The following is a 20,605-nucleotide window of genomic DNA, read 5'->3' as shown; positions in this document are numbered from 1 at the left end:
GACGACATAGATGGAAAAAGAAGAACTGAAGCAGAGATGTCTGGACGCGATTGACGAGAACAGAGATCTGATCATTCAGCTTGGTGATGATGTATATAAAACGCCTGAACTTGGCTACAAAGAATTTAAGACTACAGAAAGAATGATAAAGGCATTTCAGGAGATTGGAGAAGAGCCGGAGACGGAAATTGCATATACTGGCTGTAAGGTTTCAACTCCGAAAAAAGGGAATACAAGAATTGCCGTGATCGGAGAGCTGGACTGTATCCAGTGCAAAGAACATCCGGACAGTACGCCAGAAGGAAATGTTCATGCCTGCGGTCATCATGCACAGCTTGCAGATCTGTATGGATGTGCGATTGGTCTTTTAAGATCCGGAGTGATGAAGGAACTGGGTGGAGCGGTTGATTTTATTGCGATCCCTGCGGAAGAATGCGTAGATTATGATTATCGCGACAGTCTGATCCGTGAAAATAAGATTAGTTTTTACGGCGGCAAGCAGGAATATTTAAAACGTGGTGGCTTTGATGATGTGGATATGGCATTGCAGTGTCACATGATGGAAATTGGAAATGGCAGGCATTGCACGATTGATACCGACTGCAACGGATTTGTGACAAAGACGGTAACATTTATCGGAGAAGCTGCGCATGCAGGTTTCGCACCACATGAAGGAATCAATGCGTTAAATATGGCAGAGTTGGCACTGAACAACATTCATGCACTCCGTGAGACTTTTCAGGAGAAAGAAAAGGTTCGTGTAAGTGCAATCATTACAGAAGGCGGAGATCTGGTAAATGTAGTTCCTGCTGTTGTGAAGATGCAGATCATGGTACGTGCTTTCACAATTGATGGAATGCTGGATGCCAGTAAAAAAGTGAACCGTGCGTTAAAAGCCGGAGCACTTGCAATCGGAGGAAAAGTCGAGATTGACGATAAGATCGGATATCTTCCGATGAATACCAACCGTGAGCTTTCAGCATTATATAAAGAAAATATGATCGAATATACAGGGGCGGAAAAAGATTCATTTGTAGAGCTTTATGAGACAGCAGGTTCTACAGATCTGGGGGATCTTTCTCAGATCATGCCGTGTATGCACATCTGGACAGAGGGAATAACCGGAGGACTTCACTCCAAGGATTACCGTCTTGCGGACCCGGAACTTGCTTATATCGTTCCGGCAAAGATGATGGCGCTTACGATCATTGATCTTCTTTATGATAACGCAAAAAAGGCAAAACAGATTCTTGACAATTTCAAACCGACGCTGACAAAAGAAAGTTATCTGGAATTAAAAAAAGAGCATTCTAAGCTTGTGGTTTTTGATGGCTCTGAGTTATAATAAAAAGGAATCCCGTTTAAGGGGTTCCTTTTTTAAAGCAATTATTCAGATATAGAGAGAGAAGCTGCCAACGGCAGGTTCTCTGGATAGAAGATCGCAATACGGGGGACAAATTTGTGAAAGTTGGAGTTATCGGATCAAAATCATCTTGTGAGGTTGTTAAGAAGAGTATAAAAGAAATCGACAGTTCAGTAGAAGTAGCTTCTTATGAAGAGGAACAGGTTAACCGAAGTGACCGGCTGATTGAGGAATGTGAACAGGAGTGTGATGCGGTACTGTTTACGGGTTGTGCGATCGAAAGTTTTGTGGGGAGAAACTATCATTTCACCAGGCCACATGTGTCGGTGGAAAAATCGGTAGTCAGCATTGCGGGAGCATTTCTGCAGATGCAGAAAAGTAATATTGAACTGGATGCATTTAGTATTGATATTGTAGAAAAACAGGTCATTGAGGATTTGCTGGATGCATTTGACATCCTGGCAAGAAACATTTATTCCTGTCCGTTTCAGGCAGGAGTGGAAGAAGAACAGTATGTGGAGTGGCACATGAAGCTTCTGGATGAAGGAAAGGTCAATGTGGCACTGACTTCTCTTCGGTGGGTGTATAAGATACTGCAGGAAAAGGGATACCATGCAATTTATCTGCCTCCGACCAGGGCAAAAGTGAGAGTGGCACTGGAGAAATTAAAAAATGAATGTGCGCTTCAGGAAGCAGAATATGCGCAGGCAGCAGTTGAGATTTTTCAGCTGACGGATTATAAGAGCAGAGAAGAGAATTATTATTCAAGTATGCTTGCAAAAGCAGATATTGAAAAAGAAATCATCAAATATACAGAAGGGATTCAAGGTGCAATTTTTGCATCAGGAAGAAGAGAATATATTGTATTTTCCAATTCCGGGGCTGTACAAGAAGAATTTAACCAGCGGAAGCTTCTGAATCTGCAAAAAAAAGTGCAGGAGGAGAATAAAATCAGCCTGAATGTAGGGATCGGAACCGGAGGCACGATGAATGAGGCGGAAATGAACGCAAGACGTGCACTGGATTTTTCCCTGAAAAATGCAAAGCAGGAGATTTTCTGGATTGATGCCGGTCAGACACAGCACGGACCGCTTGGAAAGGAGATCCAGCTGGAATATCAGCTCATTTCTTCCGATCCGAAGCTACAGGAAATTTCAGAAAAAACCGGGCTCAGCACAACGTCAATTCTGAAGATCATTGCCATTGCAGATGTAAGAAAAAGTTATATTTTCGATGCACATCAGTTGGCGGAGTGTCTGGGAATTACGGTCAGAAGTGCGCGCCGGATCATGAATAAGATCATGGAAGCCGGTTATGGAAAAGTGTATGCAAAGAAGACAGCGGCAGCGGGTGGCAGACCGAAGGCACTGGTAGAGATATTGTTTAAAATTTAGTGTAATGGTCTTTTATCCGAACAAGGGTTGACGAACAGTAAAAAAAATGGCATTCTGAAAAGTAAAGGAACAAGAGATAGTAATGGAGTAATATAAAATGGATCAGAAAAAACCAAAGAAAGTATATGTGATCGGACATAAAAATCCAGATACAGATTCTATTTGTTCGGCAATTGCATATGCAAATCTGAAAAATAAAATCACAGGAGAAAAATACATAGCGAAAAGAGCGGGAGAGGTAAATGGTGAGACAGCATATGTTCTGGATAAATTCCAGGTAAGTGTGCCGTCTCTTCTGGACAATGTACACCTTCAGGTAAAAGATATGGATATCCGTCATATTGAGGGCGTATCTGGTCACATGTCCATTAAAGACGCATGGGCAAGAATGAAAGATGAGAATATTAAGACACTGCCGGTAACAAGAGGTGAGAAGCTGGAAGGGCTGATCACTATCGGAGATATTGCTACGTCATATATGGAAGTGTACGATAATAATATCCTTGCAACAGCGAGAACCCAGTACCGCAATATCGTCAAAACACTGGACGGAACACTGATCTCCGGGAATGAGCATGGCTATTTCCTGAATGGAAAAGTTGTCATTGCCGCATCCAGTCCGGATCTGATGGAGAATTTTATTGAGAAGGATGATCTTGTCATTCTTGGAAACCGTTATGAGTCACAGCTGTGCGCGATCGAGATGGATGCAAGCTGTCTGGTCATCTGCCAGGGAGCCAATATTTCCAAGACGATCAAGAAGATGGCAGAGGAGAGAGATATCGTGATTATTCAGACACCACATGATACTTTTACTGCTGCAAGGCTGATCAACCAGAGTATTCCGGTCAAGTATTTTATGAGCCGTGATAATCTGGAGATTTTTCATTTGAATGATTATGTGGAACATGTGAAAGAAGTTATGTCAAAGACGAAGTACAGAGATTTTCCAATTCTGGATAATAAAGGAAAGTTCTGTGGTTTCCTCTCCAGACGAAGACTTATGACATCCCGTAAAAAACAGGTGATTCTTGTGGATCATAATGAAAAATCACAGGCTGTGAATGGAATTGAAGAGGCAGAGGTGCAGGAGATCATTGATCATCACAGACTGGGCGGTCTGGAGACAATCGGACCGGTATATTTCCGGAATCAGCCGGTTGGATGTACCGCTACGATCATTTACCAGATGTATCAGGAAAGTGGTGTAGAGGTAGAGCCACAGATGGCGGGACTTCTGTGCTCTGCAATTATTTCGGATACGTTACTGTTCCGTTCACCAACCTGTACGATGGTTGATCAGGCGGCAGCAGAGGCACTGGCGCGGATTGCCGGGATTGATATGGAAGAACATGCAAAAGAGATGTTCAATGCGGGAAGCAATCTGCGTGGCAAATCCGTAGAAGAGATCTGTTTCCAGGACTTTAAGGTGTTCAATGTAAAAGATATCATGTTTGGAGTCGGACAGATCACATCCATGAATCAGGATGAACTGGATGAGGTGAAAGGACGTCTGATCCCATATCTGGAAGAGGCGAGAAAGACTCAGGGACTGCATATGTTGTATCTGATGATGACTAATATTCTGGAAGAGTCTACAGAACTCCTTTGCTGTGGTGAAAATGCAAAGGAACAGGTTCTTGAAGCGTTTGAACTGCCGGGAGATACGGAAAAAATTCTCCTGAAAGGTGTAGTATCAAGAAAGAAACAGATGATCCCTGTTCTGGTAACTTACCTGCAGCAAAAATAAAAACAGATGACTCTATAGGAGAGATGACTTATGGCAAAACAGATCTGGAAGCCGGGAAATATGCTGTATCCACTGCCTGCAGTTATGGTCAGTGTGGCAGATAAAGAAGGCAATCCGAATATCATTACCGTGGCGTGGGCGGGAACGGTCTGCACAAACCCGCCGATGGTTTCGATTTCCGTGAGACCAGAGCGGTATTCTTATCACATGATCGATGAGACCGGAGAATTTGTAATCAATCTGACGACGGAAAAACTTGCGTATGCAACGGATTATTGCGGTGTGCGTTCGGGAAAAGATATGGACAAATTCAAAGAGCTGCATCTGACACCGGAAAAGGCAGAATATGTGAGTGCGCCACTGATTGCGGAGAGTCCGGTCAACATCGAGTGTAAGGTGGTCAAAAAAGAAACGCCGGGGTCGCATCATATTTTCCTTGCCGAGGTAAAAGCGGTTCATGTAGATGATGCCTATATGGATCAGAAAGGGCGATTTGCATTGGAAAAGACCGATCCGATCGTATATGTGCACGGACAGTATTATAGTCTGGGTAAGTTGCTCGGAACATTTGGCTATAGCGTGAAAAAGCCGACAAAGAAGAATGGAAAGAAAAAGAAGAAATAAAAACAGAAAATCCTCTTGACAAGAAAATGACAGAGGGTATATGCTGTGTAAGTAGAAACTCAAGGGCGAGACTGCTAAGGTGCGGTCTCGTCTTTTTTTATAGGAAATTCCGAAGGAACTTCCTATGAAAAAAAGGCACTGCGTGCCGGAGAGGCGCACTCGCACGAAGATGGAGGATGTCGCGAGCGGTCTACGCTCCGCTTCGGTCGTTGCTTAACGAGCGCCACTGGCACTCAGCAACGCGCTCGGCGCGAGAATGTGCCGAGGCACATTCTTATTTAAAAGGAGTAGTAGATGATGAAAGATTTTACATTCAATGTACCACAGGATATTATTTTTGGAAAAGGCAGTTTAAAAAGACTTCCGGAGCTTCTTGAAAAAAGTGGTTCCAAGAAGATGCTTCTGATCTCCGGACCGGTTTTGAAGAAGATCGGAATGGTCGAGAAAGTCGAAGAGATCGTGAAGGCTTCCGGTATCGAAGTGGAAGTATTTACTGATGTAGAAGCAAATCCATCTGTTGCAACGGTAGATAAAGCAACAGAAGCATACAAAAAAGCAGGAGCAACCAGTATTGTAGCTTTCGGTGGCGGAAGTCCGATGGATGTGGCAAAGGCAGTTGGTGTTCTTGCAAAATACGGCGGAGAGATCGGAGATTATGAAGGTGCACACAAGGTACCGGGACCGATCGTTCCGATCATTGCGATCCCGACAACTGCAGGTACAGGAAGTGAAGTGACGGCATTTTCTGTTATTACCGATGAAGCAAGAAATTATAAGCTGACTGTGTTCAGCTATGAGCTGATCCCAAGCTATGCACTTCTGGATCCGGAGCTTGTTATGACTTCTCCGGCATCGGTAGCCGCAGCATGTGGCGTAGATGCACTGATCCATGCATGGGAGGCTTACACTTCAAGAGATGCATCTCCATTTTCTGATGCAATGGCAGAAAAGGCAATGGAACTGATCGGTGCAAATCTGCGCAGATTCGTAGCAAACCGTCAGGACGAAGAGGCGGCGGCAGCCATGCTCTCCGGAAGCATGTTCGCAGGTATCGCATTTGCATGGGCAAGACTTGGAAATATCCATGCTATGAGCCATCCGGTAAGCGCCTATTTCCATGTGGCACACGGTGTGGCAAATGCGATTCTTCTTCCAACGATTGTGGAATATAATGCACTTGCAGATCATGGACGTTATGAGAAGATCTACAATTATATCAGCAAAGAAAAAGACCCGGTGATCGATTTTGTTCCGGAAATGTTGGTAGATGAAGCGAGAGATCTGCTTCGTGATCTTGGTATTCCGCAGCATCTTGCCGATGTTGGTGTAACGGAAGATAAGATTGAACTGATGGCTGCTGATGCCATGAAGAGCGGAAATATCATGGCAAATCCGAGACAGTCTACGATCAGGGATATCATTGAACTTTATAAAAAAGCAATGTAGATCATTCAGGGGATATGAGTCAGCAGAAGCTGGTTGATATCCCCTTTTTTGATCTGAGTATAGAAAACAGGAAGAGATTGGTGTTCTGTATAGATTTTTTTAATGCAAGAGTACCGGAGGAAAGAAAGAATAAATGCGAGTACATAGGTAAAGAATCTCCCGCATATAGTAAAAAGAGAATGGGAAAAGAGGGATATCCGTATGTGGTACCGACTGCTTTATGGAACAATCAGTTTTTTATGCTTTACATGGCTTCTGTTTACCTGGGGAGTGATTGATAACGGAAAGATCAAACTGATAAGAATGAATGATGAAACGGTAGAAGCATCCTATGAGGCAGGTGGAACAAACGAGCAGTATCAGGAAAAGCCCAAGATCGCCCTCACATTTGATGATGGCCCACATCCTTCCAGTACGCCAGTGCTCCTTGACGGGCTTGCCGGGCGGAATGTGAAGGTTACTTTTTTTGTGATCGGGGAAAATGTAGTAAAATATCCGAAAGTTGTGAGCAGAGAGGCTGAAGAAGGGCATATTATTGGAAATCATACTTACAGTCATGTAGATCTCACAAAAATGTCTCAGGAAATGACAGAGTGCGAACTCGAAAAGACCAATACCGCGATTGAAGAAATTACCGGAAAAAAGACGGAATATATGCGACCGCCCTATGGAGCCTGGAAGAAGGAGATGGAAGAGAATACCGGCATGATTGCGGTGCTATGGAATGTGGATCCGCTTGACTGGAATACGGATAATGAGACAGAAATTGTCAATAAAGTAGTGACGGAAACGGAGGAAAATGATATTATTTTATTACATGACTGTTATCTGTCTTCAGTAAAGGCGGCACTTCGCATTATCGATATCATGCAGGCGAAGGGATATGAATTTGTGACAGTCGATGAATTGCTGCTGGATTAAAGGAGAGGTTTTGATGGATTTATTTGATTATATGCGGGAGACGACAAAGGAGAAAGAATCGCCCCTTGCCTCCAGACTGCGTCCGACGACTCTGGATGAAGTGGTTGGACAGCAGCACATTATCGGAAAGGACAAGCTTTTATACCGTGCGATCAAGGCGGATAAACTGAGTTCTGTTATTTTTTACGGACCTCCGGGAACCGGAAAGACTACGCTTGCAAAGGTGATCGCCAATACTACAAGTGCAGAATTTACCCAGATTAATGCTACGGTTGCCGGGAAGAAGGATATGGAAGAAGTGGTGAATAAGGCGAAAGAACTGAAAGGGATGTACCAGAAAAGGACAATCCTTTTCATCGATGAGATTCACCGGTTTAATAAAGGACAGCAGGATTATCTGCTCCCGTTTGTGGAGGACGGCACAATCATTCTGATCGGTGCGACAACAGAAAATCCTTACTTTGAGGTGAATGGTGCGCTTCTTTCCAGATCCAGTGTATTTGAACTCCGTCCGCTTTCACAGGAAGAAGTAGAGACCCTGATTCTGAGAGCGGTGCAGGATGAGAAAAAAGGAATGGGAAGTTATCATGCGGTGATCGAGGAGAACGCCCTGCATTTCCTGGCAGACCTTGCCGGCGGAGATGCCAGATCTGCGCTTAATGCGGTGGAATTGGGTGTTCTCACCACCCCAAGAAGTGAGGATGGAATGATCCATATCACGTTGGATGTTGCATCTGAATGTATACAGAAGCGGGTTGTGCGATATGATAAGACAGGAGATAATCATTATGATACCATATCCGCATTTATTAAAAGTATGCGCGGTTCCGATCCGGATGCAGCAGTATACTATCTGGCAAAGATGCTGTATGCCGGAGAGGACATTAAGTTTATTGCCCGCAGGATCATGATCTGTGCATCGGAAGATGTGGGAAATGCGGATCCGATGGCACTGAATGTTGCAGTCAGTGCAGCACAGGCAGTGGAGCGGATCGGAATGCCGGAGGCACAGATCATTTTATCACAGGCAGTTCTTTATGTGGCAACAGCACCGAAGAGTAATTCAGCATGTAATGCTGTCTTTGCTGCGATGGACAATGTGAAAAAATATAAAACGACTGTTCCAGTGCATTTGCAGGATGCACATTATAAAGGTTCTGCAAAGCTGGGGCATGGAATTGGTTACAAATACGCACATGATTATCCGAATCATTATGTAAAACAGCAGTATCTGCCGGATGAGATCAAAGATGCCGTATTCTATGAAGCGAGCGATAACGGCTACGAACAAACGATCAAAGCGCATATGAAGCGGATTAAGGATGAAGCGTAACCTATTCGCACAGGAAATCACTGCATTCACGCAGAAGGGATTGATTTGACACAGACACTCTGCTACCATATCTGTAAGCAGAAAGGAGTGAAGAATATGGGAGCAGTTCAGGACAGCTATATAACTGTTGCATGGCTGGTTCTTCTGGTAGTACTTCTGGTGATCGAGATCATAACGGTGGGACTTACAACGATCTGGGGAGCAGGAGGTGCGCTGGCAGCACTGATCCTGAATATTCTGGATGTACCGTTTGCCGGACAGGTGGTTGCATTTTTTATTGTGACAATTTTACTGCTTGTATTTACAAGACCATTTGCAATGCGTTTTATCAACACCCGCCGTCTGAAGACGAACTATGAAGGAATCATCGGAAAGACGATCCGGATCAGCCAGAAAGTAGATAACATCGGGCAGACTGGTATGGCGGTGGTAAATGGTACAGAGTGGACGGTAAGATCCGAACAGGATGACGTGATCCTGGACCCCGGAACACTGGCGAAGGTGGTTAATATATCCGGAGTAAAGTTAATTGTAAAAAAATATGAGGAGGACTAAAAGATGACGGGACTTATTATTTTAGTAATTATTATTGTGATCGCATTACTGCTTCTGACTTCCTGCATTAAGATCGTGCCGCAGGCAAAGGCACTGGTTATCGAACGTCTTGGTGCATATCAGGCAACATGGAGTGTAGGACTTCATTTTAAACTGCCGATCATTGAACGTGTGGCAAGAAGAGTAGACTTAAAAGAGCAGGTAGTTGATTTTGCACCGCAGCCGGTTATCACAAAGGATAACGTAACCATGCGGATCGATACCGTTGTATTCTACCAGATTACAGATCCGAAGATGTTCTGCTATGGAGTAGCGAACCCGATCATGGCAATCGAGAATCTGACAGCGACCACCCTTCGTAACATTATCGGTGATCTGGAACTTGACCAGACACTGACATCAAGAGAGACGATCAATACGAAGATGCGCGCATCTCTGGATGTGGCAACGGATCCATGGGGAATCAAAGTTAATCGTGTGGAACTGAAAAATATCATTCCTCCGGCAGCAATCCAGGATGCAATGGAGAAACAGATGAAAGCAGAACGTGAAAGACGTGAAGCTATTCTCCGTGCAGAAGGTGAAAAGAAATCTACTGTCCTTGTTGCAGAAGGTGAAAAAGAATCTGTGATCCTGAAAGCGGAAGCTGAAAAACAGGCAGCGATCCTCCAGGCAGAAGCAGAAAAAGAAAAGAGGATCAAAGAGGCTGAAGGTGAAGCGGAAGCCATCCTTAAAGTACAGCAGGCAAATGCAGACGGTATCCGTTTCATCCGTGAAGCGGGTGCAGACCAGGCAGTGCTTACGATCAAGAGTCTGGAGGCATTTGAAAAGGCTGCAGACGGCAAGGCAACGAAAATCATCATTCCGTCAGAACTGCAGTCACTTGCGGGGCTTGTAAAGAGCGCTAAAGAAGTGATTAAGGAAGATTAGATTAAAAAAAGAGAGAGGAAAGGTGACAAATAGATGACGGATGTATTGATCCTGGAAGATGAACTGACTTCGCTGCAGGCATTGTCAGAGATTCTTACCACATATTCAGATGATATCCGTGTCCACAAGGCATCTTCCCTGAAAGAAGCAAAAGACCTGCTGGATCAGGAAATCCGGTATGGTCTTTTCCTTTTGGATGTAAATCTAAGCGGCGAGGACCGGGAGGATATCGGTGGGATTTTGTTCGCAAGAGAGATACGGGAGAGGTTTGAATATACTTTTACCCCAATCGTGATGGTGACTGCCATTGGCAATATGGAAATGCAGGCTTACCGGGAGCTGCACTGTTACCAGTACATTATGAAGCCATTTCGCAGGGAGCAGGTGGAAGAGGTTGTTCAGAAGGTGCTGGAAAAAGAGAGCAGGGAGAAACCACCGGTGATCGTTGTGAAAAAAGACGGGATCAATTATCAGCTGAAATGCGAGGATATCCGTTATCTGGAAGCGATACCGAGAGGAACAAGACTGCATCTTGTGACGGAAAACTGGGATGTCCCTTATGTGACTCTCAGACAGATGCTGCTTAAGATGCCAAAAGGGATGTTTGCGCAGTGCCATCGGATGTATGCGGTCAATAAAAATGAAGTTGAATATTACGATACCGTCAACCGGATCATCCGGATTAAAAATTGTCCGGATACGGTAGAAATCGGTGTGACTTACAAATCGGTGATCGGAGGACTGTTAAATGGCTGATTGGGTACGCAAATTTTTATATCGTATTTTCTGCGTAATGGCACTTATGGTATCAGTCTATCTGATCGTGGATTTTCTGATCAGCGGTACCTTCGATTACCGGGTGTTTATCATGTTTGTTCTGATGGTGATCGTTGTGATCTGGGGAATTGTGGACTGGCGAAGTAATTATGTACTGATACGCCAGAAGGAAAATGAACTGCGGCTTTATCAGAACTATCTGATTCCGCTGGAAGAACTGGTCAAAGAAATCCGTGCCAAACAGCATGAATTTGACAATCATCTGAATGCAATCCTGAATATGCATCTGACCATCGACAATTATGAAGAACTGGTAGCAAAGCAGTCTGAATATATTACGGAAATTGCCAGAGAAGATGACAGCAGGAAGTATCTCCCCCTTCTGAAGATCAGCGATAAAATCCTGGCAGGATTTATCTACAGTAAAATTGTCCGTGCGCCGGAATATGTCCGGACCGATATCCGCGTGTGGAACAAAGAAATCGTTTCCGGCATTTCCGAACACCACCTGATCGAGATTGTTGGAACCCTGATCGACAATGCATACGAAGCCTGTACCGAAGAAAAAAATCAGGTACTGATCGAAATTGATTCCCAGAATGATAAGCTTATCTTCACGATAAAGAATCAGGTCGAAAATATAGGACTTGGCGAGATCAGTCATTTCTTTGAAAAAGGATTTTCTACGAAAGAAGATGGAAAAAAGCATGGACTGGGACTTTATAATGCAAAGATGCTTGTGAACCGTTACCACGGAGAAATTACGGTGGGAATGGAGGAAATAGAAGAAAGGAAATTCATCAGTTTTGTGGTGGTTATTTAGGCAGATCGGAATATGGGACGGTCTGCTTTTTTTGTAGGTTGTGGTCGGACGCGGACAGAAAACAAATAGAGCAGATTCCTTTGTGCTGACCATTCCGATGAGCCACTTAAGGCGAAAATTGTGTCAGCAAGGGCTTCCACAATTTTTGTGTCTCATCTCCATAGCACAAACATGGAATCCTTATCCATTTGTTTTCTGTCCGCGCCCGGGATTCAGCTCTTTTGGAGCAGGCATGAGGCTTGCAAGCTTTCAAGAACGCAGCTGAGATCTGCCCAAAGAACAACGTAGAGTTTTCATGTCGTGAGATTCAAGTGTATCATTGTCCAATCACAGCCTTAATTTGCGAACCGTATCATTCACATCCATCACAATAACTGAGACATCAGCCACGCATAGACGACTTGATTTTTTTTCTGCCAGTTGAGTGCAATTGCCGCCGCTTCTTTTTCAGTCGGTACAGAAAGGGTCAGATCGATCAGGGGTTCGTGATTTTCAAAGACCTGACAGCGCACGGAATATTCCTCTCCTGCATTTTTCATATAATCCGCTTTTACGGAAACTTCATTTTTCAGATCATACTGTTTTGTCTGTAAAAAGTGGTCAATATCGTCCTGGATTGGCTTTGAGATTTTATCCTGGAAAAGATGAATCGTCCCTTTCCCATCTTCCGTCAGATGGAAAAGAGTGCGGTTGTGAGTGGATTCTTTCAGGATGAGACCACCGTCCGCAAGTTCAGAAAGAGCCTGCTGGAGTTTGAAATAATCGGTATATCCTTTGTCCAGGACAAATTCAGAAATCTGGGAGTTGGTCAGAGGAAAATCAACTTTGTCCAGCATGTATAGAATGATGAGTTTATAAAGTGTAAATGCTTCTGCCATAGGGCTGCCTCCTTAAAATGTAGTATATTCTTTTCCCTGCCAGAGATTCTGCTCTTTTAAATAGCGCTGCATCTGATTGAGTACTAACCGTTTATTGCCGGTCCAGAGCGGTGCGATAAGAAGAGATTTTGGTCCGTCACCGGTCAGACGGTGAATGACAATATCCGGACGGAGCGAAGCGATACATTTTCCGAGCAGATGAAAATAAGAGTTCATATCTGGAATATAAAAAGGTTCCTGCCTGTAAAAATCTGCCAGATCGGTATGCTTCAGAACGTGGAGAAGCTGCAGCTTGATTCCGTCAATCGGAAGAGCGTTCAGATAATGGATGGTTGCGAGCATATCTGCTTCAGATTCTCCCGGAAGAAATAAAATTACGTGGGTGATGATCTGTACCCCAATCGCGTGAAGGGAATAGACCGCCTGCTCAAAGACGGAAAGTGGATAACCACGGCGCATCCAGTTGGCAGTGCGTTCGTGGATCGTCTGAAGTCCAAGCTCTACCCAGACCGGTTTTATGGCATTTAGTTCGGCAAGCAGTGTAAGGATTTCAGGTGAAAGGCAATCCGGACGCGTTGCGATAGATAAAATGCGTACTTCTGGATCAGAAATCGCTTCGGTAAAGATCCGGCGCAGATGACAGGCTGGTGCATAGGTATTGGTATATGCCTGAAAATAGGCGATATAGCTGTGTCCGTTGTATTTGGGGCGGACAAGGCCTTTTCCATAGGCAAGCTGATCGGCAACAGAAAGAGAAGAAGAAGCGGCAAAATCGCCGGATCCGCCTTCGCTACAGAAGATACAACCGCGTGTGCCGCAGGTTCCGTCCCGGTTCGGACAGGAACAGCCTCCGTTTAAAGAAATCTTGTACAGTTTTTCACCGAAATTCTGTTTCAGATAGTAGTCCAGTGCATAGTAGCGCCGTTCTCCCCAGCGCTGAGGAGTTCCTTTTTTGTAAGTAAGCCCGCAGGATATTTCCTGCGGGCGATTGCTATCATAGGTTCTTGTATTCATAAGATTAAATCAGAGCTTTGACAGCTTCGCTTACGACCTGTGATACGCGAGGGTCAAAAGCTTCCGGAAGAATATTGTCCTCGTTCAGCTCTTCATCCGGAACAAGTCCAGCGATTGCTTTTGCTGTGGCAAGCTTCATCTCTTCGGTGATCTGTGGTGCACGTCCCTCTAATGCACCTTTAAAGATACCAGGGAAAGCGACAACGTTGTTGACCTGGTTTGGGAAGTCAGAACGTCCGGTTCCGACAACTTTTGCGCCTGCAGCTTTTGCAAGATCCGGCATGATCTCCGGTACCGGGTTTGCCATTGCGAAAAGGATCGCATCCTTATTCATAGAAGCAACCATTTCCTGGGAAACAATGTTCGGGGCAGATACACCGACGAAAATATCAGCATCCTTGAGTGCATCAGCAAGTGTACCGGTCTCATGGTCGAGATTGGTCACTTTGGTCATCTCTTTCTGCATCCAGTTCAGATTCGGTGAATCAGCTGAGATGATTCCATTGATATCACACATGGTGATCTTCGGGAAACCGTAGGTGAGAAGAAGCTTTGTGATTGCAACTCCGGCACTTCCGGCACCATTCACAACGATCTTACAGTCTTCTTTTTTCTTGCCGGTTACTTTCAGGGCGTTGATGATGCCTGCCAGAACGACGATGGCGGTTCCGTGCTGGTCATCGTGGAATACAGGGATATCAAGAAGTTCTTTTAAACGGCTCTCAATCTCAAAACAGCGTGGGGCAGAGATATCTTCCAGGTTGATTCCACCGAAAGCAGGTGCAATATTGACAACGGTCTTAATAATTTCTTCTGTATCCTGGGTATCCAGGCAGATTGGAACAGCGTTGACTCCGCCGAATTCTTTAAAAAGAACTGCTTTTCCTTCCATAACAGGCATGGCGGCTTTGGCTCCGATGTTACCAAGTCCGAGAACGGCACTACCGTCGGATACTACAGCGATTGTGTTGGCTTTCATCGTGTATTTGTAGGCTGCATCCGGGTCCTTTGCAATGACCTTGCATGGCTCGGCAACGCCTGGTGTATATGCGATTGCGAGGTCTTCACGAGAGTTTACGTGTGACTTTGCAGTAGTTTCAATTTTTCCATTCCATTTTTCATGCATTTCAAGTGCTTGCTCAATTGCTGACATTTTCATACGTCCTCCTTTGATTACAGTTTTGCTGCTCTTTTATGATAACATTCTTCTGATATGAAAGCAAATCAAAAAACTTCTTTCCATTTTGTGCAAAATGTTGTATACTTGGGTTTATCAAAAGCAGATTAGTCAGTTCAGACAAGATTTCCCAATGTTAAAAGTTTAATATTTTTTTGGATAAGAAAAGTAATTGGAATAAAGGAGGAATATAGAACATATGACGAGAGAAAAATATGAGTCCCTGCCTCTTTCTACATTAAAAGAGGTGGCAAAAACGCGCGGACTTCGCGGAATTTCAACGATGAAAAAAGCAGATCTGATCGATCTTATGCTGGAAGAAGATGACAAAGTTTCAATAAAAGAGGCGAAGGAGGAAGTAAAATCCGAAAAAGCCGGAACCGCAGATATTGAACAGCTCGACAGTGGACGTACGGTGAATGGAATTCTGGAAGTCATGGATGGATACGGATTTATCCGTTCCCAGAACTATCTGCCGGGCGAGGAAGATGTATATGTATCACCATCGCAGATCCGCAGATTCAGCCTGAAGACAGGGGATATCCTGACAGGAAATACAAGAGTAAAGACACAGTCTGAAAAATTCAGTGCGCTTCTGTATCTGACCAAGATCAATGGAATGTCTCCGGCAGAAGCAGGACGCAGAATGAACTTTGAAAATATGACACCGATTTTCCCAAATGAACGTCTCAGACTGGAAGCGGGAAAGAGCAGCACTGCAATGCGTGTTATGGATCTGATCTCTCCAATCGGTAAGGGACAGCGAGGCATGATCGTATCACCGCCGAAAGCAGGTAAGACAACCCTGTTGAAGCAGGTGGCGCTTTCTATGAGGAAGAATAATCCGGAGATCCATCTTCTGATCCTTCTGATCGATGAACGTCCGGAAGAAGTAACCGACATCAAAGAAGCCATTGAAGGGGATAATGTGGAAGTTATTTATTCGACCTTTGATGAGCTTCCGGAGCATCATAAACGTGTGTCAGAGATGGTGATCGAGCGTGCAAAACGTCTGGTTGAGCACAAAAAGGACGTTGTGATCCTTTTGGACAGCATTACCCGTCTGGCAAGAGCATACAACCTGGTTGTTCCACCGAGCGGACGAACCCTGTCCGGTGGTCTTGATCCGGCAGCACTTCATATGCCGAAACGTTTCTTTGGTGCAGCGAGAAATATGCGTGAGGGCGGAAGCCTTACTATCCTCGCAACCGCACTTGTAGATACCGGAAGTAAGATGGATGATGTCATCTACGAAGAATTTAAGGGAACCGGTAATATGGAACTGGTGCTTGACCGGAAGCTTTCTGAAAAGAGAATCTTTCCTGCAATCGATATCCCGAAATCCGGAACAAGAAGAGAGGATCTGCTTCTTACGAAAGAGGAGCAGGAAGCAGTGGATATTATGCGCCGTGCATTAAACGGAATGAAGTCAGATGAAGCGGTAGACAGCATTCTGAATATGTTTGACCGCACGAAAAATAACGTAGAATTTGTCCAAATGGTCAAAAAAACAAAGTTTATTTAGAAAATTACTTGCATTTAGAAAAAAACTATGTTATGCTAACATAGCTGTTTAAAGATATTAGCCGCGTGAAAGCGCGTAAAACGAATAAAACAAGAAGAGGTGAAAATCATGAAAGAAGGAATCCATCCAGATTACTATCAGGCAACTGTAACTTGCAACTGTGGGAATACATTCGTAACAGGTTCTACAAGCAAAGAAATCCACGTAGAAATCTGCTCTAAATGTCATCCGTTCTACACAGGACAGCAGAAAGCAACTCAGGCCAGAGGTCGTGTTGACAAGTTTAACAAGAAATACGGAATTCAGTAATAAGAGAATTCAACAGGCTGGGATTGTGAAATCTCAGCCTATTTTGTGTATACGATGAATTAAAAAGGACATAACAGAATATGAAATCTTCGAATATTGGTGGTCAGGCTGTCATCGAAGGCGTGATGATGAAGAATAAAGAACGTTATGCGGTTGCGGTGAGAAAGCCTGACGGAGAGATAGAAGTTACAACAGATACATATAAAAGTGTAGTTGGAAAATATACGGCACTTACGAAGCTACCTTTTGTCAGAGGAATCTTTAATTTTGTTGATTCTCTGGTGCTGGGGATGAAGACTTTGACCTGGTCAGCAAGCTTCTATGAGGAAGAGGAAGAAAAAGAGATGACCGAAGTCGAAGAAAAGAAGCAGGAGCGTACGGAAAAGCTTTTGATGACGCTGACGATGGTTGTATCTTTTGCACTTGCAATCGGTATTTTTATGGTACTTCCGTATTTTTTGTCAGATCTGCTGAAGAAATGGATTTCTTCCTATACAGTTCGGATTATCATTGAGGGAATCATCCGCATTGCGATTTTTGTTGCCTATGTGGGCGGAATTTCGGTAATGAACGATATTAAGCGTTTGTATCGCTATCATGGCGCGGAGCATAAGTGTATCAACTGTATTGAACATGGACTTCCACTGACTGTTGAAAATGTTAGAAAGAGCTCTAAAGAACACAAAAGATGTGGAACCAGCTTCATGCTGTTTGTCATGATCGTGGGAATCGTTCTCTTATTTTTTGTAAGGGTAGAATCTCCGCTGATGAGAGTGATTGTGAGAATTGCACTTCTTCCGGTGATTGCTGGTATTTCTTATGAGTTGATCAAATGGGCAGGAAGCAGTGAGAATCCGGTCGTGTGTATCTTAAGTAAGCCGGGACTTTGGCTGCAGGGGCTTACGACAAAGGAACCGGACGATGAGATGATCGAGGTCGGGATTGCGGCTGTAGAAGCGGTGTTTGACTGGAAAGCGTATTTGAGAGAAAATTTCGGATATAAGGAAGAGGAGTAAAAGCTGTGACCTATCAGGAAGCATATCAGAAAGCCACAGGTGAATTGAAAGCGGCGGGGATTCCGGAGCCGGAAAGTGATTCCTGGATCCTGCTGGAGCATGTGACCGGCATGACAAGGACCAGATATTATGTGGATGGTTTTGAAAGAATGCCGAAAAATGAAGAAGACCGGTTCTTTGAGCTGGTAAGCTGCAGAAAAACCCGGATTCCGGTGCAGCATCTGACCGGGGTTCAGGAATTTATGGGATATGAATTTGCAGTCAATGAACATGTACTTGTGCCAAGACAGGATACTGAGATTCTTGTAGAGGAAGCAGAAAAAAGACTGCTTCTTATGAAAAAGGAAAATCCGGTAAAAGTGCTGGATATGTGTACCGGTTCAGGCTGTATCCCAATCAGCCTGAAACTGAGAAATCCGCAGATTGTCATAGAAGGTGCAGATATTTCAGAAGAAGCTCTGAAAGTGGCTGAAAAAAATGCCAAAAAGCTGGGAGTGAGCGGTAAGTGGATCCAGACTGATATGTTTGAAAATATTACAGGAACATTTGACATGATCACATCGAATCCACCTTATATCCCGACAAAAGTGATCGAAGAGCTGGAAGCAGAGGTACGTCTTCATGACCCGTATGAGGCATTGGACGGAAAAGAGGACGGTCTTTATTTTTACCGGATCCTGGCAGAAAAGGTTCCGGAATATCTGACAGACGGCGGCTGGCTTGTGATGGAGATTGGATATGACCAGAGTGCAGATGTGGAAAAATTGCTGAAAGAGACTGGATTTGAACAGGTTTCAACGCAAAAGGATCTGGCAGGTCTTGACCGTGTGGTATGTGGCGTGTACAATAGGCATAGCAAATAACAGGAGGAAAAGAAATGTTTGATAAATTAGAAGATCTGCTCATTCGTTATGAGGAGATTATGGGTGAGCTTCAGGAACCGGACGTGGTGAATGACCAGTCACGTTTCCGCAAGCTGATGAAAGAACAGAATGATCTGACCCCGATTGTTGAGGCATATAAAGAATATAAAAATTGTAAACAGAACATTGAAGACAGTCTTTCTCTTCTGGAGGAAGAATCCGATGAAGAGATGAAAGAGCTGGCAAAAGAAGAACTCAGTGAGTCTAAGAAGAGAGTCGAAGAGCTGGAACAGGAGCTCAAGATCCTTCTTCTTCCAAAAGACCCGAACGATGACAAGAACGTTATCGTGGAGATCCGTGCAGGTGCAGGTGGAGATGAAGCTGCCCTTTTTGCGGCTGAGATCTACCGTATGTATGTACATTATGCAGACAGCAGACGCTGGAAGACAGAGATGATCTCCCTCAATGAAAACGGAATCGGCGGATTCAAGGAAGTTGTATTTATGATCACAGGACAGGGAGCATATTCCCGTATGAAGTATGAAAGTGGTGTACATCGTGTACAGCGTGTGCCGGAGACAGAAAGCGGCGGACGTATCCATACTTCAACCATTACCGTAGCAGTGATGCCGGAAGCAGAAGAAGTTGACGTTGTGATCGATGAAAAAGATATTCGTATCGATGTTATGCGTGCATCTGGTAACGGTGGTCAGTGTGTCAATACCACAGACTCTGCTGTACGACTGACTCATTATCCGACAGGAATCGTGATCTACAGCCAGACTGAAAAATCACAGCTGCAGAACAAGGAAAAGGCATTCCGTCTTCTGCGTTCCAAGTTATATGAACTGGAACTGGAGAAGAAGCAGTCTGCAGAGGCTGAGGCAAGAAGAAGCCAGATCGGTACCGGAGACCGTTCTGAGAAGATCCGTACTTACAACTTCCCACAGGGACGTGTGACCGATCACAGAATCAAGCTTACGCTTCATAAGCTGGACAGCATTATGAACGGAGATCTGGATGAAATCATTGACAGCCTGATCGCAGCAGACCAGGCAGCAAAGCTGGCATCGATGAATGAGGCAGTATAAGCTGGTAAAATCGATAGAGAAATTAAAGGGAGTATGAAAGCTGGGAGAGAGGCTTTCATACTCCTTTTTGTTTATAGTGACACTTTACAAAGAAAGCAAAGATTCAGAAAATCACAGTATAGATTTTATACTCTAAGTATATTGATTGTTTTCGTGGATTCTTGTAAAATGATTTTGGAGTGATGGGTACAGAAAAGTAGGAGGTGATAATTACCGATGACTAAAGATGAATCGCTCTTAAAGCATAAGGAAAGATACAAAGAGACGATAAAAATCTGACTGTGATGAGCGATATCCTTGCGCGGAATGTTTTTAAAGACAGGAAAGCCTGTGAGTATGTTCTTCGAATTATTATGGATGATGAAGCAAGAATGGACGAGAAGAAAGATGTAGCATATTCTCTCGCTGACAGGAAAATGAGTGTTGAGGATATTTCTGAAATTATAAAAGTAAATATTGAAACTGTCAGAGGATGGCTTGCAGGACGCACTCCTGCTAAAAAATAGTAATAGGATACCCTCATACAGGTCAAGAAAACAGAAATGTCCCGTATGGGGGGATTTTTATATACCGAAAAATAAAACAGAGGCGTTGAATGAACATACAACAATTAACTTATATCGTAGAAATCGCAAAATGCAACAGCATTTCCCGCGCGGCAGAGTATCTCTTTGTTTCGCAGCCTGCTCTGTCCCAGCAGATCCGGAATCTGGAAAAGGAATTGGGATACTGCGTATTTCGCAGGACAAGAAAAGGACTGGAGCTTACCGAAAAAGGGAATCTTTTTATTTTTAAAAACACAATAAAAATCTGATT

At 44.1% G+C, this 20,605-nt stretch carries 21 protein-coding genes; 18 read left to right on the top strand and 3 right to left on the bottom strand.

The window, feature by feature from the left end:
• Positions 1–10: 10 nt before the first annotated feature.
• From PG840_RS13910 to PG840_RS13860, 11 genes are all read left to right on the top strand, one after another.
• Positions 11–1,345, top strand: coding sequence for an amidohydrolase (locus PG840_RS13910; RefSeq protein WP_118199022.1), 1,335 nt, complete (start codon positions 11–13; stop codon positions 1,343–1,345).
• A gap of 116 nt (positions 1,346–1,461) precedes the next feature.
• Positions 1,462–2,757, top strand: coding sequence for a GTP cyclohydrolase IIa (locus tag PG840_RS13905; protein ID WP_117834260.1), 1,296 nt, complete (start codon positions 1,462–1,464; stop codon positions 2,755–2,757).
• 97 nt (positions 2,758–2,854) lie between these two features.
• Positions 2,855–4,507: a putative manganese-dependent inorganic diphosphatase gene (locus tag PG840_RS13900; protein WP_022221151.1), complete on the top strand. Its 1,653-nt coding sequence runs from the start codon at positions 2,855–2,857 to the stop codon at positions 4,505–4,507.
• A gap of 30 nt (positions 4,508–4,537) precedes the next feature.
• On the top strand, positions 4,538–5,131 hold the full coding sequence (locus tag PG840_RS13895; protein ID WP_270205697.1) for a flavin reductase family protein: 594 nt from the start codon (positions 4,538–4,540) through the stop codon (positions 5,129–5,131).
• 297 nt (positions 5,132–5,428) lie between these two features.
• On the top strand, positions 5,429–6,577 hold the full coding sequence (locus tag PG840_RS13890; RefSeq protein ID WP_055156811.1) for an iron-containing alcohol dehydrogenase: 1,149 nt from the start codon (positions 5,429–5,431) through the stop codon (positions 6,575–6,577).
• Positions 6,578–6,880: 303 nt separating this feature from the next.
• Positions 6,881–7,498 (top strand): polysaccharide deacetylase family protein, encoded by a 618-nt coding sequence (locus tag PG840_RS13885; RefSeq protein WP_179961127.1) that lies wholly within the window; start codon positions 6,881–6,883, stop codon positions 7,496–7,498.
• Between the two features lie 13 nt (positions 7,499–7,511).
• On the top strand, positions 7,512–8,831 hold the full coding sequence (locus PG840_RS13880) for a replication-associated recombination protein A (RefSeq protein WP_117558926.1): 1,320 nt from the start codon (positions 7,512–7,514) through the stop codon (positions 8,829–8,831).
• Positions 8,832–8,927: 96 nt separating this feature from the next.
• A complete protein-coding gene (locus tag PG840_RS13875; RefSeq protein WP_117834468.1) occupies positions 8,928–9,386 on the top strand; it encodes an NfeD family protein in 459 nt (152 codons plus the stop codon).
• 3 nt (positions 9,387–9,389) lie between these two features.
• Positions 9,390–10,316 (top strand): SPFH domain-containing protein, encoded by a 927-nt coding sequence (locus PG840_RS13870; RefSeq protein ID WP_055156817.1) that lies wholly within the window; start codon positions 9,390–9,392, stop codon positions 10,314–10,316.
• A 33-nt stretch (positions 10,317–10,349) separates the two neighbouring features.
• Positions 10,350–11,072 carry a LytR/AlgR family response regulator transcription factor gene (locus PG840_RS13865; protein ID WP_008369569.1) on the top strand — a complete coding sequence of 241 codons (723 nt, stop codon included), beginning with the start codon at positions 10,350–10,352 and terminating at the stop codon, positions 11,070–11,072.
• The gene (locus tag PG840_RS13860) at positions 11,065–11,916 is read left to right on the top strand and encodes a sensor histidine kinase (RefSeq protein WP_117558922.1); all 852 of its coding nucleotides are present in this window, start codon (positions 11,065–11,067) and stop codon (positions 11,914–11,916) included. Before PG840_RS13865 ends, PG840_RS13860 begins: the two co-directional genes overlap by 8 nt.
• 365 nt (positions 11,917–12,281) lie before the next feature.
• Here the strand turns inward: PG840_RS13860 and PG840_RS13855 are convergent, their stop codons facing one another.
• Genes PG840_RS13855 through PG840_RS13845 form a run of 3 tightly spaced genes read right to left on the bottom strand, consistent with a single transcriptional unit; the run spans position 12,282 to position 14,961 of the window.
• Positions 12,282–12,794 (bottom strand): DUF4364 family protein, encoded by a 513-nt coding sequence (locus PG840_RS13855; protein ID WP_117558920.1) that lies wholly within the window; start codon positions 12,792–12,794, stop codon positions 12,282–12,284.
• A gap of 12 nt (positions 12,795–12,806) precedes the next feature.
• Positions 12,807–13,808, bottom strand: a complete 1,002-nt coding sequence (locus PG840_RS13850) for a TIGR01212 family radical SAM protein (protein ID WP_270205696.1) — start codon at positions 13,806–13,808, stop codon at positions 12,807–12,809.
• Between the two features lie 4 nt (positions 13,809–13,812).
• The gene (locus PG840_RS13845) at positions 13,813–14,961 is read right to left on the bottom strand and encodes an NAD(P)-dependent malic enzyme (protein WP_270205713.1); all 1,149 of its coding nucleotides are present in this window, start codon (positions 14,959–14,961) and stop codon (positions 13,813–13,815) included.
• A gap of 223 nt (positions 14,962–15,184) precedes the next feature.
• On the opposite strand from PG840_RS13845, the gene rho reads away from it, so the two are divergent.
• From rho to PG840_RS13810, 7 genes are all read left to right on the top strand, one after another.
• Positions 15,185–16,510 (top strand): transcription termination factor Rho, encoded by a 1,326-nt coding sequence (gene rho, locus PG840_RS13840; protein WP_008369555.1) that lies wholly within the window; start codon positions 15,185–15,187, stop codon positions 16,508–16,510.
• 108 nt (positions 16,511–16,618) lie between these two features.
• Positions 16,619–16,819 carry a 50S ribosomal protein L31 gene (gene rpmE, locus PG840_RS13835; RefSeq protein ID WP_008369554.1) on the top strand — a complete coding sequence of 67 codons (201 nt, stop codon included), beginning with the start codon at positions 16,619–16,621 and terminating at the stop codon, positions 16,817–16,819.
• A gap of 80 nt (positions 16,820–16,899) precedes the next feature.
• A complete protein-coding gene (locus PG840_RS13830) occupies positions 16,900–17,835 on the top strand; it encodes a DUF1385 domain-containing protein (protein WP_173685091.1) in 936 nt (311 codons plus the stop codon).
• Between the two features lie 5 nt (positions 17,836–17,840).
• Positions 17,841–18,698: a peptide chain release factor N(5)-glutamine methyltransferase gene (gene prmC / locus PG840_RS13825; protein ID WP_117824618.1), complete on the top strand. Its 858-nt coding sequence runs from the start codon at positions 17,841–17,843 to the stop codon at positions 18,696–18,698.
• 14 nt (positions 18,699–18,712) lie between these two features.
• Complete coding sequence (gene prfA, locus PG840_RS13820; RefSeq protein WP_117824617.1) at positions 18,713–19,789, top strand: peptide chain release factor 1; 1,077 nt, start codon at positions 18,713–18,715, stop codon at positions 19,787–19,789.
• Between the two features lie 371 nt (positions 19,790–20,160).
• On the top strand, positions 20,161–20,295 hold the full coding sequence (locus PG840_RS13815) for a hypothetical protein (RefSeq protein WP_270205695.1): 135 nt from the start codon (positions 20,161–20,163) through the stop codon (positions 20,293–20,295).
• An 89-nt stretch (positions 20,296–20,384) separates the two neighbouring features.
• A complete protein-coding gene (locus PG840_RS13810; RefSeq protein ID WP_270613790.1) occupies positions 20,385–20,603 on the top strand; it encodes a LysR family transcriptional regulator in 219 nt (72 codons plus the stop codon).
• The last annotated feature ends 2 nt before the right edge of the window (positions 20,604–20,605 follow it).

The sequence above is a fragment of the Coprococcus sp. AM97-35 genome (assembly GCF_027697525.1).
Taxonomy (GTDB): domain Bacteria; phylum Bacillota; class Clostridia; order Lachnospirales; family Lachnospiraceae; genus Allocoprococcus; species Allocoprococcus comes.
The sequence above is the reverse complement of the archived record's forward strand: the minus strand, read 5'-3'. Positions and strand labels throughout refer to the sequence as shown.